Genomic DNA, 15,510 nt, shown 5'->3' on the forward strand with positions numbered 1-15,510 from the left:
GCGCTGGGGAGGGACGCGCCGCCCTGCCGGGTTTACCAGCAGATACCTTCGGTGCGGCTGGTGGCGCAGGTCGGCTTGCTCATGAAGCCGACCAGGTCGATCACCTGCTTGCCTTCCGGCGCCTGCTGGGCCAGGGCGCGGAACTGCTCGTCACGGTTGCCCAGCACGATGATCTCGGCGTTGTTCACCACCTGGTCGAAGTCGGCGTTGAGCAAGGATGAGACATGGGGGATCTTCGACTCGATGTAGTCCTTGTTGGCGCCGTGGACGCGGGCGTACTGGACGTTCTGGTCGTAGATGTTCAGCTCGTAGCCCTTGCCGATCAGGCGCTCGGCCAGTTCCACCAGCGGGCTTTCGCGCAGGTCGTCGGTGCCGGCCTTGAAACTCAGGCCGAGCAGGGCGACCTTGCGCTTGTCGTGGCTTTCGATGATGTCGAAGGCGTTCTGCACCTGGGACTCGTTGCTGCGCATCAGCGAGTCGAGCAGTGGTGCTTTCACATCGAGGCTGGCGGCGCGGTAGGTGAGGGCGCGCACATCCTTCGGCAGGCACGAGCCGCCAAAGGCGAAGCCCGGGCGCATGTAGTACTGCGACAGGTTCAGCGCCTTGTCCTGGCAGACCACGTCCATCACCTCGCGACCATCGACGCCCACCGCCTTGGCGATGTTGCCGATCTCGTTGGCGAAGGTGACTTTGGTGGCGTGCCAGACGTTGCAGGTGTACTTGATCATCTCGGCCACTTCGACCGGCTTGCGGATGATCGGCGCGTCCAGTTCCTGGTACAGGGCCTGCAGCACGTCGCCGCTGGCGCTGTCCAGCTCGCCGATGACGGTCATCGGTGGCTGGTCGTAGTCCTTGATCGCGGTGCTTTCGCGCAGGAACTCGGGGTTGACCGCCACGCCGAAGTCGACGCCGGCCTTCTTGCCCGAGCAGTCCTCGAGGATCGGAATCACCACGTTCTTGACGGTGCCCGGCAGCACGGTACTGCGCACCACCACGGTGTGGCGGGAGGTCTTGTCGCGCAGCACGTAGCCGATCTCGCGGCACACCGACTCGATGTACTCCAGGCCCAGGTCACCGTTCTTCTTGCTCGGGGTACCGACGCAGATCATCGACACATCGCTGGCGCGGATGGCGGCGGCGAAGTCGGTGGTGCCACGCAGGCGGCCGTTGGCGATGCCCTGTTGCAGCAGCGCTTCAAGGCCCGGTTCGACAATCGGCGACTTGCCCTGGTTGATCAGGTCGATCTTGGTGCTGGAAACGTCAACACCGATCACCTCATGGCCGCGTGCCGACAGGCAGCCCGCACAGACCGCACCCACATAACCCAAACCAAAGATGCTGATACGCATCGTAATCACCTCGTGTGTTTATCACGCCAGCCCTTCGGGGAAGAGCCGATCGGGTTGATTGACCAATAATTACTGGGCGAACGGATTCATGGCGAAATGACACTTCACCGAACGCAGGCATGAGTAAATCCGGAGCGCAAAAAAGTTGTGCGCTCAAAGTTGGCAGTCAAAGGCCAGTATTTAAATGACGTGCCCTGGAATGCAGTCGTCTTTATTGCAGCGCGCTATTTATCGTGCTGCTGTGCTTGTTTTTTCAATTGGATAAACCCTTTGAAATCAACCACTAGGACGGTAATAAAGGGGTGCGCTTGGCCTTCCTGGCGTTCGCGGTACGGCATATCCATTGCCACCTCTGAAGTTTTTGAAGTTGGGTGTAGTACCGAACATCTTTCATCTGTAAGTCATCTCTTACGCTAGGGCGCTTGAAACTCGTTACGGGTGCTATGAGCGATGAAGCGCAGGAGAAGTTCCGGGGTGAGTTGCGCCGAGATGAAAGATTTCTAAATATTTCTTCAGCGAAAAATACTTTCAAACTGATAGCACGAGACAGTTTTGCCCCCGTATATAAAGGGGGAAGTCGAGGTGGGATGGTTTTAGGCCAGCATGCAAAATTTTTTTTCAAAATTCGTCAAAAAACTACGAACGGTCTTATGGCGTTTTGCGATAAGAAGAGGCGTGCTGGTTTTATGGCGCCCAAGTATTGGCGTTTTGCGTTGGTTGTAGGAGCCAGCCTTGCTGGCGAACCCGTCACCACCAAGTAGCGGCTGTTCGCCAGCAAGGCTGGCTCCTACAAGGGAGGGGCGGGGTTACTCGGCGTGATCGCGCAGGAACACCAGGTGGTCCGGTTTCGATTGCTCGGGGCTGTAGTAGTAACTCTGGACGTCGAATTGCTTCAGTTGCTCGGGATCGTCGATGCGCTCCTGGATCACGAAGCGGCTCATCATCCCGCGGGCTTTCTTGGCGTAGAAACTGATGATCTTGTACTGGCCGTTCTTCAGGTCCTTGAAGTCGACGTCGATCACCCGCGCCTTCAGGGCGCTCTTCTTCACCGCGCTGAAGTACTCGTTGCTGGCCAGGTTGAGCAGCACGTCGTCGCCCTGCTCGGCCAGGGCCTGGTTCAGCCACTCGCTGATGCGCGTGCCCCAGAACGCATAGAGGTCCTTGCCGCGCGCGTTGGCCAGCTTGGTGCCCATCTCCAGGCGATAGGGCTGCATCAGGTCGAGCGGGCGCAGCAGGCCGTACAGGCCCGACAGCATGCGCAGGTGGTCCTGGGCATAGGTGAAATCGTCCTCGCCCAGGCTTTCGGCGTCGAGCCCGGTATACACGTCACCCTTGAAGGCCAGCAGCGCCTGCTTGGCGTTGGCTGGGGTGAAGTCCGGGGTCCAGCTGCCGAAGCGTGCGGCGTTGAGGCCGGCGAGCTTGTCGGACAGGTGCATCAGTTCGCTGATCTGCGCCGGCGACAGTTCGCGCAGTTGCAGGATCAGTGCCTGGGAATCGTCCAGGTACTGGGGCAGGGTGTGGCGTTGGGTGACCGGCGGGGTGTCGTAGTCGAGGGTCTTGGCGGGGGAAATCACCGTCAGCATCGGGTCGGCTCCTGGAATCGTCGGGCGAATTCTACGGGGCTGGTGGCGCAACGCCAAACTATGGCGACGATAGTCACGGAACATCGGCGGGCGGCGCGTTATAGTGCGCGCCATGCATTCGTGGAGAACGTTCATCGTGCGTATCGCTTTCGCCCTGTTCGCCGGCCTGTTGAGCCTGGGCGCGCAGGCAGCCCCTGCGGACTTCGTCAGTTTCGATCGCGGCCTGTGGCCGGAGCAGTTGGACAGCCCGGTGCTGTTCGACGTGGCGTCGCGTGCCGAGATCCTGTCTTTTGCCCGGGTGCTGCACGAGAACGAGATGCTCGATGAGCCTGCCCTGGCGGCGCGCCTGGGGCTGCGCCAGGTCAACCTGCCGACCGTCCGGGCTGTGAGGGCGCGCATGTGGCAGCGGCTGTGGCAGGGCTACCAGCAGGCCCAGCAGAGCTGCGAGCAGGACGCGTCGTTCTGCTACCCGGTGGAGTCGATGGCTGACTTGCGTATGCAAGCCGTCACGTTCGCCGGGGATGTCGGCACGTTCTACACCGGTTGGATCGAGCCCAGCCACCAGTTTCATGTCCGCTACCTGGACGAACAACTGCGCAAGGCCGCCGTGTATCCGCAGACCTCCAGCGAAGTGGAAAAGCTCTCCAGCCGGGAGCGCAATGGCGATGAACTGAACGACCGGATGTTCCTCCTGACCTTTGCCGGTGGCCCGGGCCCTGAAGGTAGTAGCACCGATGCCATGGCTGACTACCTGCGTCGGCAGAAGCTCGACGGTATCTTCTTCGTGCTTGGCAACCGCCTGCAGCAACGTCGTGACACAGGCCCGGTGGCCGAACTCTATGCGGGACAGTGCGTGGGGATCCAGGGCTGGGAATACCGTTCCCATGCCCAGTGGCAGGGCTGGCAGGATTCGCTGCGCCGTGCCCAGGCGCGGGTCCAGGCCGATCTGCCGGAGCAGTATGTGCCGCTGTTCCGCCCGCCCTATGGGCAGCGGCGCGGCGATGGCGAGGGGTTCATGGCCAGCCAGCAGTTGCACGTTTCGTTGTGGGATATCGATGCGCAGGATGATGGGCCATTGACCGCCGAGGCGTCGGCGCAGCGGGTGCTGACCTTGATGTTGCTGTGGCGCAAGGGCGTGATCCAGTTCCATGACAACCAGCCCAAGGCGCAGCCGGCGCTGGAGTGGGTGTTGCAGCATACGGCGCAGAGCGGGATCGGGTGGGAGGATTGTCGGGGGTATGGGGTGCGGGAGTAGGGGGGCGAAGCTGTGGTATTCCTTGGGCCGAGCACCGCTTGTGCGGTGCATCGCGGATGAATCCGCTCCTACAAAGGCGGTAACCGAAACATCGCGCCGGGTAAACAAGGCGGACAACCAGGGCCTGTAGGAGCGGATTCATCCGCGATGCGCCGCACCTGTTTCGGCAGGACCTTGCGGCCATCACCAGGAAACGAGCCCGAACCACAGCCACCTGATCCCTGAGCGTAGTCCTGCCATGCCCCCACGCCAAGCCCTGTTCGTCAATCCGAAAAATAAACTTCACCCAAGCGTAAAAAGTCTTTTTTCGGTCATGGTTTTTGCGGTATCAAGGAGTCAGACAGCCGAACCCTGCAGCACAGGTGGCGTCATCCACGCCCCCTCGCCAGGTGAGCTTCCCGCCCGTAACAACGCGGATACGGGAAGAACGGCAGTCACTCTGCGGCGCAGCCGTTCGCGCCGTGTGGCTTTCACATAAGGTGACCGAGTATGGATGACCAAGGACGCAACCCTTCCTCCAACCAGCCAATCCTGTATGTGCTCGATACCAACGTCCTGATTCACGACCCCAACGCCCTGCTCAACTTCGAGGAGCACCACGTCGCCATACCGATGACGGTGCTGGAGGAACTCGACAAGCTCAAGACCGGCAAGCACACCATCGCCGCCGAATGTCGCCAGGCCATCCGCCTGATCGACCAAACGCTAGGTGATGCATCCCCCAGCGATGTCGAGCAGGGCGTGCCGATCCAGCGCGGCAAGAGCGGGCCCAAGGGCTTCCTGTCCATTCTCATGAGCACGCGCAACGAACCCAACCGCCTGCTCCCGGAAAACCTCGCCGACAACATCATCATCAACCAGCTCCTGGACCTGCGCGCCAAGCGCAAGGACCTGGACGTGGTGCTGGTCACCAAAGACATCAACATGCGCCTGAAGGCGCGCGCCTGCGGGATCGCCGCCGAGGACTACAGCACCGACCAACTGGTCGATGACGTCTCCTTGCTGTCGAAGGGCTACCACTCGGTCACCGGCTCGTTCTGGGACCGCGTGAGCAAGGTCGACACCCGTCAGGAACGCGGCCGTACCTGGCACCGGGTGCAACTGATCGACAACCTGCCGGCGGTGCACGTCAACGAGTTCATCATCGATGAACAAGGCTTCGTCGGTTGGATCAAGGGCATCCGCAACGACGAGCTGCTGTTGCTCGACCTGCACCAGGAGCCCTTGCTGCACCAGGAAGCCTGGGGGCTCAAACCGCGGGACATCCACCAGAGCCTGGCGCTGTTCGCCTTGCTCGACCCGGATATCCACCTGGTCAACCTGACCGGCGCCGCCGGTTCGGGCAAGACCATCCTGGCGCTGGCCGCGGCCATCGAGCAAACGATGGTCAGCAAGCGTTACCGCCGTATCATCGCCACCCGCAGCGTGCAGGGGCTGGACCAGGAGATCGGCTTCCTGCCGGGCACCGAGGCGGAGAAGATGGAACCCTGGCTGGGGGCCATCACCGACAACCTCGAAGCCTTGCACATGGATGACGAGAGCACCCACGGCAGCGTCGAGTACATCCTCGAGCGGGTGCCGCTGCAGTTCAAGTCGCTGAACTACATCCGTGGCCGCAGTTTCCAGCAGAGCCTGATCCTGATCGACGAGTGCCAGAACCTCACGCCGCACCAGATCAAGACCATCATCACCCGTGCCGGTAACGGCTCGAAGGTGGTCTGCCTGGGCAACCTGGCGCAGATCGACACCCCCTACCTGTCGGCCACCAGCTCCGGGCTGACGTACCTGACCGAACGCTTCAAGGACTTCCCCCACGGCGTTCACATCACCCTCCAGGGCGTGCCACGCTCGGTGCTGGCCGAGTACGCCGAGTCCCACCTGTAAACCGCCTGTTCGCCGGCTCCTGCACCCCGCAGGAGCCGGCTTGCCGGCCAACCGGCCCCTGCGTCGAAACACCCTCTGCTCAAAGCTGACCGGCGGGTTTACACTCTGCATTCCCTTCCCAGGAGCAGAGCAGTGCTGACTCATCTTGATTCCCAGGGGCGCGCCAACATGGTCGACGTCACCGAAAAGGCCGTGACCGCGCGCGAGGCGACCGCCGAGGCGCGTGTGCGCATGTTGCCAGACACGCTGCGCATGATCGTCGATGGCCAGCACCCCAAGGGCGACGTGTTCGCCGTGGCGCGCATCGCCGGCATCCAGGCGGCGAAGAAGACCAGCGACCTGATCCCTTTGTGCCACCCGCTGATGCTCACCGGTGTCAAGGTCGAGCTGGCCGCCGAAGGCGAGGATGTCGTGCACATCGTCGCCCGCTGCAAGCTGGCCGGGCAGACCGGCGTCGAAATGGAAGCCCTGACCGCCGCCAGCGTCGCCGCCTTGACGATCTACGACATGTGCAAGGCCGTGGACAAGGGCATGGTCATCGAGCAGGTGCGCCTGCTGGAGAAGACCGGCGGCAAGAGCGGCCACTACAAGGTGGAGGCGTGATGAAGGTCAAGGTCATGTATTTCGCTCGTTACCGAGAGCAGCTGGGTGTCGATGCCGAGCGTCTGGAGGGCGACTTCAGGGTGCTGGACGACGTACGCCAGGCGCTGGTGGCCAAGGGTGGCAAGTATGCAGTGCTGGCCGAGCAGAACCTGATGTGCGCGCGCAACGAAGAGCTGTGCAAGCTCGGCGAGGCGCTGGAAGACGGCGATGAAGTGGCGTTCTTCCCGCCGGTGACGGGAGGCTGAGCATGAGTGTTCGAGTACAGGAGGCGGGGTTCGATCCAGGTGTGGAGGTCAATGCCATGCACGCCGCCAATGTCGGCGTGGGCGCGGTGGTCGGTTTCGTCGGCTATGTGCGAGATTTCAACGATGGCCTGGATGTGGCGGGGATGTTCCTCGAGCACTATCCGGGGATGACCGAGAAGGCATTGCAGAAGATCGTGATCGAGGCCGAGCAGCGCTGGCCGTTGCTCAAGGTCGAGGTGCTGCACCGCATTGGTGCGCTGGAGCCGGGTGAGCCGATCGTCTTCGTGGGCGTGGCCAGCGCGCACCGGCAGGCGGCATTCGACGCCTGCAACTTCATCATGGATTACCTGAAGACCCGGGCGCCGTTCTGGAAGAAGGAGAACACCCAGGACGGGCCGCGCTGGGTCGAGGGGAAGCAGAGCGACCAGGATGCGGCAGAGCGCTGGTAGAGCGGTTCGCCTGTAGGAGCGGCTTTAGCCGCGATGCGGGCATCGCGGTGCCTGGTACCCGCTTTGCGGGTGATCGCGGCTAAAGCCGCTCCTACAGGGCCGTGGAGATCAGTGATGCTTGCGCGGCACGGGCTTCAACAGCTCGTCCGGCGGCATCTCGCACTTGATCTTGCGCCCCAGCAGTTCCTCGATCGCCGGCAACTGGTACGAGTCGTCCTCACCGGCGAAGCTGATCGACACGCCACTGCTCCCCGCCCGCCCGGTACGGCCGATACGGTGCACGTAGTCGTCCGGATCCTCCGGCAGGGTGAAGTTGATCACGTGGCTGATGCCGTCGATGTGGATGCCGCGCCCGGCCACGTCGGTGGCCACCAGCACGCTGATGCGCCCCTCGCGGAAGTTCTCCAGGGTGCGGATGCGCTTGTGCTGCGGCACGTCGCCCGACAACTGGGCGGCGTTGATGCCATCACGCACCAGTTTTTCCTCGATGCGCCGCACTTCGTCCTTGCGGTTGGCGAACACCATCACCCGTTCCCACTTGTTCTGCGTGACCAGGTTGTACAGCAGCTTGTACTTGTCGCTGCCGGCCACGGCGTAGACATGTTGCTCGACGGTTTCGCTGGCGACGTTCTCCGGCTCGATCTCGACGATGGCCGGGTTGGTGGTCCACTGCTTGGCCAGGTTCATCACGTCGTCGGTGAAGGTGGCGGAGAACAGCAGGGTCTGGCGTTCGCTCTTCGGTGGCGTCTGGCGAATGATCTGGCGGACCTGGGGGATGAAGCCCATGTCGAGCATGCGGTCGGCTTCGTCCAGCACCAGTACCTCGACCATGTCCAGGTGCACCTCGCCGCGCTGGTTGAAGTCCAGCAGGCGGCCAGGGGTGGCCACCAGGATGTCGCAGTGGCGCGCTTCCAGTGACTTGAGCTGCTTGTCGAAGTCCATGCCGCCGACGAAGCTCATCACGTTCAGGCCGCTGTACTTGGTCAGCGCCATGGCGTCCTTGGCGATCTGCACCACCAGCTCGCGGGTCGGGGCGATGATCAGCGCCCGTGGTTCGCCCATGTAGCGTTCCTTGGGCGGTGGCACCTGCTGCAGCTGGGAGATGATCGAGATCAGGAACGCGGCAGTCTTGCCGGTGCCGGTCTGGGCCCGGCCGATGGCATCCTGGCCGCGTAGCGTATGGCCGAGCACCTGGGCCTGGATCGGGGTGCAGTAGGGGAAGCCGAGGTCATGGATGGCATGCATCACCTCGTTGGAGAGCTTGAAGTCGTGGAAGCGGGTCTTGCCCTCTTGCGGTTCGACCACGAAATCCTCGGGCTTCCACAGGCTGGCCTGGGGCTTTGGCTTGCGCTCGCGGCGTGGCTTGTCCTTGGCGGGCTGTTCGGCACGCGGCTGCTCGACCGGTTGCGCCTCGGCCTGCGGCTTGGGCGCGGGTTTGGGCCTGGGGCTCTTGTGCGCCGGAGCCTGGGTGGCAGCTGGTGGCACGGCCGGGGCGGGTTGGGGCACGGCGGCGGGCTCGGCGGCCTGCGGCGCGGCGTCTCCCTTGGCGAATATTTTCTTGAGTGCCTTGAGCACGGTCGTCTCGTCAACTGGTTAAGGAATGTACGCCGGGCAGTGTAATGCAAGAATCGGGCGCGGCGTAGTGGAATGCTCGATGGGCTACAGGCTCACTGCAGCTGGCGGCTCAGCCAGTCGTGGATGTCGGACAGCTCAGCCACCGCCACTTCGTGCTCCATCGGGTATTCGTGCCATTGGGCAGCCACACCCCAGGTATTGAGGTATTCGAAGGCCGTGCGGCCCATCGATGGGATCACCACCGGGTCGTGCACGCCGTGCAGGCATAGCGCCGGGGTGCGTTGCTGGCAGGCGCTCAGTTGTTGGCCATCGGTGAAGGTCGGGGCGTAGGTCGACAGGGCAATCACCCCCCCCAGGGCTTCCTGCCACTTTATATAGGCGGTGTGCAGCACCACGGCGCCACCCTGGGAGAAACCCGCCAGGACGATGCGCGCCAGGTCGATGCCCTTGGCCCGCTCGGCTTCGATCAGGGCAATGATCTGTTCGGCGGACTCTTCCAGCTGCGCTTCATCGATGGCCCGCGCCGGGGTCATGGCCTTGATGTCGTACCAGCTGGGCATTGCATAGCCGCCGTTGATTGTCACCGGGCGGGTGGGGGCCTGGGGCATTACGAAACGAGTACTGAGCAGGCGCTCCTGGAGAAACTCGGCCACCGGTAGGAAGTCGTAACGGTCGGCGCCGAGGCCGTGCAACCAGATCACACAGGCGTCTGCGCTCTTCTGGGGTTCGAGGATCAGCGGGTGGGTCATGGACTGCTCCGAATCTGTGCGTGCGTGCGTTTTGAGCGCGTAAAAAGAAGGCAGCGCTGGTTAATGCCAGAAAAAGATGTCGCAACTCTACAACTTTTACTACTTGACGACCGCTTAATCGCTTAAGCCCATGAACGTGGTACGCGCTTTGCTATGTCTATGCTGATGCGAGGGGATAGGCCGGTTACGGTAACACCCCCGCGTGGATTGAAGGCTGTCACAGAACAGCCCATTGCGCCAATTGACCCAAAAACAAGCCAACAAGGGGTCGGATGCGCCTCATAAGGGTGCGGTGCAATTCCGGCTCATACAACAAGAGCGATTTGGAGGTTGTTGATGAAGATGTTGAAAACCACCCTGGCAGTCCTCACCGCCGCCGCCGCGCTGGGCGCCACCAGCTTCGCCCAGGCCGGCGCCACCCTCGACGCGGTGAAGAAGAAGGGCTTCGTCCAGTGTGGCGTGAGCGACGGTCTTCCAGGCTTCTCCGTGCCGGACGCGCAAGGCAAGATCGTCGGTATCGACGCCGATGTGTGCCGTGCCGTGGCCGCCGCCGTGTTCGGCGACGCAACCAAGGTCAAGTTCAGCCAGCTTAACGCCAAGGAGCGCTTCACCGCGTTGCAGTCCGGCGAAGTCGACGTGCTGTCGCGCAACACCACCTGGACCAGCTCGCGCGATGCCGGCATGGGCCTGGTGTTCGCCGGTGTCACCTACTACGACGGCGTCGGTTTCCTCGCCAACAAGAAGCTTGGCGTCTCCAGTGCCAAGGAACTCGACGGCGCGACCATCTGCATCCAGGCCGGCACCACCACCGAGCTGAACGTTTCCGACTACTTCCGCGCCAATGGGCTGAAGTACACCCCGATCACCTTCGACACTTCCGACGAAAGCGCCAAGTCGCTGGAATCCGGCCGCTGCGACGTGCTGACCTCCGACAAGTCGCAGCTGTTCGCCCAGCGCTCCAAACTGGCCGCGCCGACCGAGTACGTGGTGTTGCCGGAAACCATCTCCAAGGAACCGCTGGGCCCGGTGGTGCGCAAGGGCGACGAGGAGTGGTTCAGCATCGTCAAGTGGACCCTGTTCGCCATGCTCAATGCTGAAGAAGCGGGCATCACCTCGAAGAACGTCGAGGCCGAGGCCAAGGCCACCAAGAACCCTGACGTCGCCCGCCTGCTGGGCGCCGATGGCGAGTACGGCAAGGACCTCAAGCTGCCCAAGGACTGGGTAGTGCAGATCGTCAAGCAAGTTGGCAACTATGGCGAAGTGTTCGAGAAGAACCTGGGCCAGAGCACCGACCTGAAGATCGACCGTGGCATGAACGCCCTGTGGAACAACGGCGGCATCCAGTACGCGCCACCGGTGCGCTGATGGCTGCACCCCGCGGCGGCATCCTGCCGCCGCGGGTCGTTCGAATCCCTTCTTTTCGGGGCACTTCATGCAAAATCAAATCGGCGCACGGAAAGGGTTTTCCCTTAGTGATCCACGTGTGCGCGCGTGGCTGTTCCAGATCCTCACGGTGGTTTTCGTGGCGGGCCTGGGCTGGTACCTGTTCCACAACACTCAAACCAACCTGGAGCACCGAGGCATTACCTCGGGCTTCGACTTTCTCGAGCGCAGCGCCGGGTTCGGCATCGCCCAGCACCTGATCCCCTACGTGGAGTCGGACAGCTATGCGCGGGTGTTCGTCATCGGCTTGCTCAACACGCTGCTGGTGACCTTCATCGGCATCATCCTGGCGACGCTGCTGGGCTTCATCATCGGCGTGGCGCGGTTGTCACCGAACTGGATGATCAGCAAGCTGGCGACGGTGTATGTGGAGACCTTCCGCAACATTCCGCCACTGCTGCAAATCCTGTTCTGGTATTTCGCGGTGTTCCTCACCCTCCCGGGGCCAAGGGGCAGCATCAATATCCAGGACACGTTCTTCATCAGCAACCGCGGCCTGAACATGCCCGGCGCCTCGCTCGCCGAAGGCTTCTGGCCGTTCGTCGCGGCCCTGGCCCTGGCGATCGTCGCCATCGTGCTGATGGTGCGTCACGCCAACAAGCGCTTCGACGAAACCGGCGAGCCGTTCCACAAGTTCTGGGTCGGCCTGCTGTTGCTGGTCGGCATCCCTGGCGTGTGCGCGCTGCTGTTCGGCAGCCCGGTGCACTGGGAAGTGCCGCAACTCAAGGGCTTCAACTTCGTTGGCGGCTGGGTGCTGATCCCCGAGCTGCTGGCGCTCACTTTGGCGCTGACCATCTATACCGCGGCGTTCATCGCCGAGATCGTGCGTTCCGGCATCCGCTCGGTCAGCCACGGCCAGACCGAGGCAGCGCGTTCGCTGGGCCTGCGCGAAGGCCCGACGCTGCGCAAGGTGATCATTCCCCAGGCGCTGCGGGTGATCATTCCACCACTGACCAGCCAGTACCTGAACCTGGCGAAGAACTCGTCGCTGGCGGCCGGTATCGGCTACCCGGAAATGGTCTCGCTGTTCGCCGGTACCGTGCTCAACCAGACCGGCCAGGCCATCGAGGTGATCGCCATCACCATGAGCGTCTATCTCGCCATCAGCATCAGCATTTCGCTGCTGATGAACTGGTACAACAAGCGCATTGCGCTGATCGAGCGGTGAGGGTACTTCCGTGACAGCCCATGTTTTCAAACCCGACATGCCGCCACCGGTGAAGACCGTTGGCGTGCTCGCCTGGATGCGGGCCAACCTGTTTTCCAGCTGGCTCAACACACTACTGACCTTGTTCGCCCTGTACCTGGTGTGGCTGATCGTGCCACCGCTGCTGCAGTGGGCATTCATCGACGCCAACTGGGTCGGCACCACCCGCGCCGACTGCACCAAGGACGGCGCCTGCTGGGTGTTCATCCAGCAGCGCTTTGGCCAGTTCATGTATGGCTACTACCCGACGGAACTGCGCTGGCGCGTCGACCTGACCGTGTGGCTCGCCGTGCTCGGCGCCGCGCCGCTGTTCATCAAGCGCTTCCCGCGCAAGGCCGTGTATGGCCTGGGCTTCCTGGTCCTGTACCCGGTGCTCGCCTACACCCTGCTGCACGGCGGCTTCCTGGGCCTGGCCACGGTCCAGACCAGCCAGTGGGGTGGCCTGATGCTCACCCTGGTGATCGCCACCGTCGGCATCGTCGGCGCGCTGCCGCTGGGCATCCTGCTGGCGCTGGGGCGGCGTTCGAACATGCCGGCGGTGAAGGTGGTCTGCGTCACCTTCATCGAGTTCTGGCGCGGCGTGCCGTTGATCACCGTGCTGTTCATGTCGTCGGTGATGCTGCCGCTGTTCCTGCCCGAGGGCATGAGCTTCGACAAGCTGCTGCGGGCAATGATCGGCGTGATCCTGTTCCAGTCGGCGTACATCGCCGAGGTGGTGCGCGGCGGCCTGCAGGCCATCCCCAAGGGCCAGTACGAAGCCGCCGCGGCCATGGGCCTGGGCTACTGGCGGGCGATGGGCCTGGTGATCCTGCCGCAGGCGCTCAAGCTGGTGATCCCCGGCATCGTCAACACCTTCATCGCCCTGTTCAAGGACACAAGCCTGGTGATCATCATCGGCCTGTTCGACCTGCTCAACAGCGTCAAGCAGGCCGCGGCCGACCCGACCTGGCTGGGCATGGCGACCGAGGGCTACGTGTTCGCCGCCCTGGTGTTCTGGATTTTCTGTTTCGGTATGTCCCGCTACTCCATGCACCTGGAGCGCAAGCTGGACACTGGCCACAAGCGTTAGGAGTTTCGAAATGAGTGAAGCGATCAAGCAGCCTGCCGGTCCCGAAGGCATCATCCAGATGCAGGGCGTGAACAAGTGGTATGGCCAGTTCCATGTGCTCAAGGACATCAACCTGAACGTGCGTCAGGGTGAGCGTATCGTGTTGTGCGGGCCGTCCGGCTCGGGCAAGTCGACCACCATCCGTTGCCTCAACCGTCTTGAGGAGCACCAGCAGGGGCGCATCGTCGTCGATGGCGTGGAGCTGACCAACGACCTCAAGCAGATCGAGGCGATCCGCCGCGAGGTGGGCATGGTGTTCCAGCACTTCAACCTGTTCCCGCACCTCTCCATCCTCGAGAACTGCACCCTGGCACCCATGTGGGTACGCAAGATGCCGCGGCGCAAGGCCGAGGAAATCGCCATGCACTTTCTCGAGCGCGTGCGCATTCCGGAGCAGGCGCACAAGTACCCGGGGCAGTTGTCCGGTGGTCAGCAGCAGCGCGTGGCGATCGCCCGCGCACTGTGCATGAAACCGAAGATCATGCTGTTCGACGAACCCACGTCGGCGCTGGACCCGGAAATGGTCAAGGAGGTGCTCGACACCATGGTCAGCCTGGCCGAGGACGGCATGACCATGCTCTGCGTGACCCACGAAATGGGCTTTGCCCGCACCGTGGCGAACCGGGTGATCTTCATGGACAAGGGCGAGATCGTCGAGCAGGCCGCGCCGGATGACTTCTTCGACCGGCCGCGCAGTGATCGGACCAAGCTGTTCCTGAGCCAGATCCTGCATTGATGCACAAGGGGCCGCTTTGCGGCCCTTTCGCGGCGCAAGGCCGCTCCTACAGGAACAGCGCGATCCTTGTAGGAGCGGCCTTGTGCCGCGAAAGGGCTGCGCGGCAGCCCCAATAAAGCACGATCAATTGTCTTCTTTGGTGGTCACCGGCGCCGGTGGCGGCCGCAGCCCCACTTCGGCGACCAGCTTCAGCTGTTGCCCGTTACGCACCACCTCGATGGTGATCTTCTCGTTGGGCTTGATCCGCGCCACCTGGTTCATCGACTTGCGCCCGTCGCCGGCCGGCTCGCCATTGATACTCAGGATCACATCACCCAATTGCAGCCCCGCGCGCGCCGCCGGCCCGTCGCGGAAGATCCCGGCCACGACGATGCCCGGGTGGCCCTGCATGCCGAACGACTCCGCCAGTTCCTGGCTCAGCGGCTGCACTTCGATGCCCAGCCAGCCACGGATCACCTGGCCATGCTCGACGATCGACTTCATCACTTCCAGCGCCAGCTTGATCGGGATGGCGAAGCCGATGCCCTGTGAACCACCGGACTTGGAGAAGATCGCCGTATTGATACCCACCAGGTTGCCATTGGCGTCCACCAGCGCGCCACCGGAGTTGCCCGGGTTGATCGCCGCGTCGGTCTGGATGAAGTCCTCGTAGTTGTTCAGGCCCAGCTGGTTGCGGCCGGTGGCGCTGATGATGCCCATGGTCACGGTCTGGCCGACACCGAACGGGTTGCCGATGGCCAGGCAGACATCACCGATATGGATGCTGTCGGAGCGGCCGATGGTGATCGCCGGCAGGTTCTTCAGGTCGATCTTCAGTACCGCCAGGTCGGTTTCCGGGTCGCTGCCGATCACCCGCGCCAAGGTTTCGCGGCCGTCCTTGAGCGCCACGACGATCTGGTCGGCGCCGCTGGTGACGTGGTTGTTGGTCAGCAGGTAACCCTCCGGGCTCATGATCACCGCCGAACCCAGGCTCGACTCCCAGCGGCGCTGCTTGGGCAGGTTGTCGCCGAAGAAACGGCGGAACTGCGGGTCCTCGAACAGCGGGTGGGCGCTCTTGTTCACCACTTTTGTGGTGTACAGGTTGACCACTGCCGGGGCGGCGAGGGTCACGGCGTCGGCATAGGAGACCGGGCCCTGCATGATCCGCGAGGTCTGCGGCGCCTGCTGCAGGTTGACGTCCTGGCTGGGCAGGCCGACCCATTGCGGGAAGCGCTGGATGATCAGCAGGGCGATCAGCACACCGGTGAGCAGGGGCCAGCCGAAGTAACGCAGAGCCTTGAGCATGAATGAATCCTGGGAGTAGGGCGGGGGCCATGTCAGTACG

General features: G+C 63.0%; 15 protein-coding genes. 10 read left to right on the top strand and 5 right to left on the bottom strand.

Features of this window, described 5'->3' with window-relative positions; genetic code table 11:
• Nucleotides 1-32: 32 nt before the first annotated feature.
• Nucleotides 33-1,349, bottom strand: a complete 1,317-nt coding sequence (locus tag P5705_RS04145; protein WP_277459695.1) for a nucleotide sugar dehydrogenase — start codon at nucleotides 1,347-1,349, stop codon at nucleotides 33-35.
• A gap of 443 nt (nucleotides 1,350-1,792) precedes the next feature.
• Here P5705_RS04145 and P5705_RS04150 point away from each other — a divergent pair, with 443 nt between their 5' ends.
• Nucleotides 1,793-2,110 carry a hypothetical protein gene (locus tag P5705_RS04150; protein ID WP_277459696.1) on the top strand — a complete coding sequence of 106 codons (318 nt, stop codon included), beginning with the start codon at nucleotides 1,793-1,795 and terminating at the stop codon, nucleotides 2,108-2,110.
• A gap of 45 nt (nucleotides 2,111-2,155) precedes the next feature.
• On the opposite strand, the gene yaaA is transcribed toward P5705_RS04150, so the two are convergent.
• Complete coding sequence (gene yaaA / locus P5705_RS04155; protein WP_277459697.1) at nucleotides 2,156-2,932, bottom strand: peroxide stress protein YaaA; 777 nt, start codon at nucleotides 2,930-2,932, stop codon at nucleotides 2,156-2,158.
• 136 nt (nucleotides 2,933-3,068) lie between these two features.
• On the opposite strand from yaaA, the gene P5705_RS04160 reads away from it, so the two are divergent.
• The 5 genes from P5705_RS04160 (at nucleotide 3,069) to moaE (ending at nucleotide 7,368) form a co-directional block, all read left to right on the top strand.
• Nucleotides 3,069-4,187, top strand: a complete 1,119-nt coding sequence (locus P5705_RS04160) for a polysaccharide deacetylase family protein (protein ID WP_277459698.1) — start codon at nucleotides 3,069-3,071, stop codon at nucleotides 4,185-4,187.
• 489 nt (nucleotides 4,188-4,676) lie between these two features.
• Entirely contained in the window at nucleotides 4,677-6,071 is a 1,395-nt protein-coding gene (locus P5705_RS04165) for a PhoH family protein (protein ID WP_277459699.1), read from the top strand.
• A 132-nt stretch (nucleotides 6,072-6,203) separates the two neighbouring features.
• Complete coding sequence (gene moaC / locus P5705_RS04170; protein WP_213658245.1) at nucleotides 6,204-6,674, top strand: cyclic pyranopterin monophosphate synthase MoaC; 471 nt, start codon at nucleotides 6,204-6,206, stop codon at nucleotides 6,672-6,674.
• Nucleotides 6,674-6,919 carry a MoaD/ThiS family protein gene (locus tag P5705_RS04175; RefSeq protein ID WP_277459700.1) on the top strand — a complete coding sequence of 82 codons (246 nt, stop codon included), beginning with the start codon at nucleotides 6,674-6,676 and terminating at the stop codon, nucleotides 6,917-6,919. The genes moaC and P5705_RS04175 overlap by 1 nt, the downstream gene beginning before the upstream one ends.
• A 2-nt stretch (nucleotides 6,920-6,921) precedes the next feature.
• Nucleotides 6,922-7,368, top strand: a complete 447-nt coding sequence (gene moaE / locus P5705_RS04180) for a molybdopterin synthase catalytic subunit MoaE (RefSeq protein WP_277459701.1) — start codon at nucleotides 6,922-6,924, stop codon at nucleotides 7,366-7,368.
• A gap of 108 nt (nucleotides 7,369-7,476) precedes the next feature.
• Here moaE and rhlB read toward each other — a convergent pair whose 3' ends face one another.
• Nucleotides 7,477-8,943 carry an ATP-dependent RNA helicase RhlB gene (gene rhlB / locus P5705_RS04185; RefSeq protein WP_277459702.1) on the bottom strand — a complete coding sequence of 489 codons (1,467 nt, stop codon included), beginning with the start codon at nucleotides 8,941-8,943 and terminating at the stop codon, nucleotides 7,477-7,479.
• A gap of 92 nt (nucleotides 8,944-9,035) precedes the next feature.
• Complete coding sequence (locus tag P5705_RS04190) at nucleotides 9,036-9,692, bottom strand: alpha/beta hydrolase (RefSeq protein WP_277459703.1); 657 nt, start codon at nucleotides 9,690-9,692, stop codon at nucleotides 9,036-9,038.
• 336 nt (nucleotides 9,693-10,028) lie between these two features.
• On the opposite strand from P5705_RS04190, the gene P5705_RS04195 reads away from it, so the two are divergent.
• The 4 genes from P5705_RS04195 (at nucleotide 10,029) to P5705_RS04210 (ending at nucleotide 14,186) form a co-directional block, all read left to right on the top strand.
• A complete protein-coding gene (locus P5705_RS04195; RefSeq protein WP_240065879.1) occupies nucleotides 10,029-11,057 on the top strand; it encodes an amino acid ABC transporter substrate-binding protein in 1,029 nt (342 codons plus the stop codon).
• Between the two features lie 67 nt (nucleotides 11,058-11,124).
• Nucleotides 11,125-12,303, top strand: coding sequence for an amino acid ABC transporter permease (locus P5705_RS04200; RefSeq protein WP_277459704.1), 1,179 nt, complete (start codon nucleotides 11,125-11,127; stop codon nucleotides 12,301-12,303).
• A gap of 10 nt (nucleotides 12,304-12,313) precedes the next feature.
• Nucleotides 12,314-13,411, top strand: a complete 1,098-nt coding sequence (locus tag P5705_RS04205; protein ID WP_277459705.1) for an amino acid ABC transporter permease — start codon at nucleotides 12,314-12,316, stop codon at nucleotides 13,409-13,411.
• A gap of 10 nt (nucleotides 13,412-13,421) precedes the next feature.
• Nucleotides 13,422-14,186: an amino acid ABC transporter ATP-binding protein gene (locus P5705_RS04210; RefSeq protein WP_011535571.1), complete on the top strand. Its 765-nt coding sequence runs from the start codon at nucleotides 13,422-13,424 to the stop codon at nucleotides 14,184-14,186.
• Between the two features lie 123 nt (nucleotides 14,187-14,309).
• Here P5705_RS04210 and algW read toward each other — a convergent pair whose 3' ends face one another.
• A complete protein-coding gene (algW, locus tag P5705_RS04215; RefSeq protein ID WP_248917341.1) occupies nucleotides 14,310-15,470 on the bottom strand; it encodes a Do family serine endopeptidase AlgW in 1,161 nt (386 codons plus the stop codon).
• Between the last annotated feature and the right edge of the window lie 40 nt (nucleotides 15,471-15,510).

The sequence above is a fragment of the Pseudomonas entomophila genome (assembly GCF_029478665.1).
GTDB classification, from domain to species: Bacteria; Pseudomonadota; Gammaproteobacteria; order Pseudomonadales; family Pseudomonadaceae; genus Aquipseudomonas; species Aquipseudomonas entomophila_F.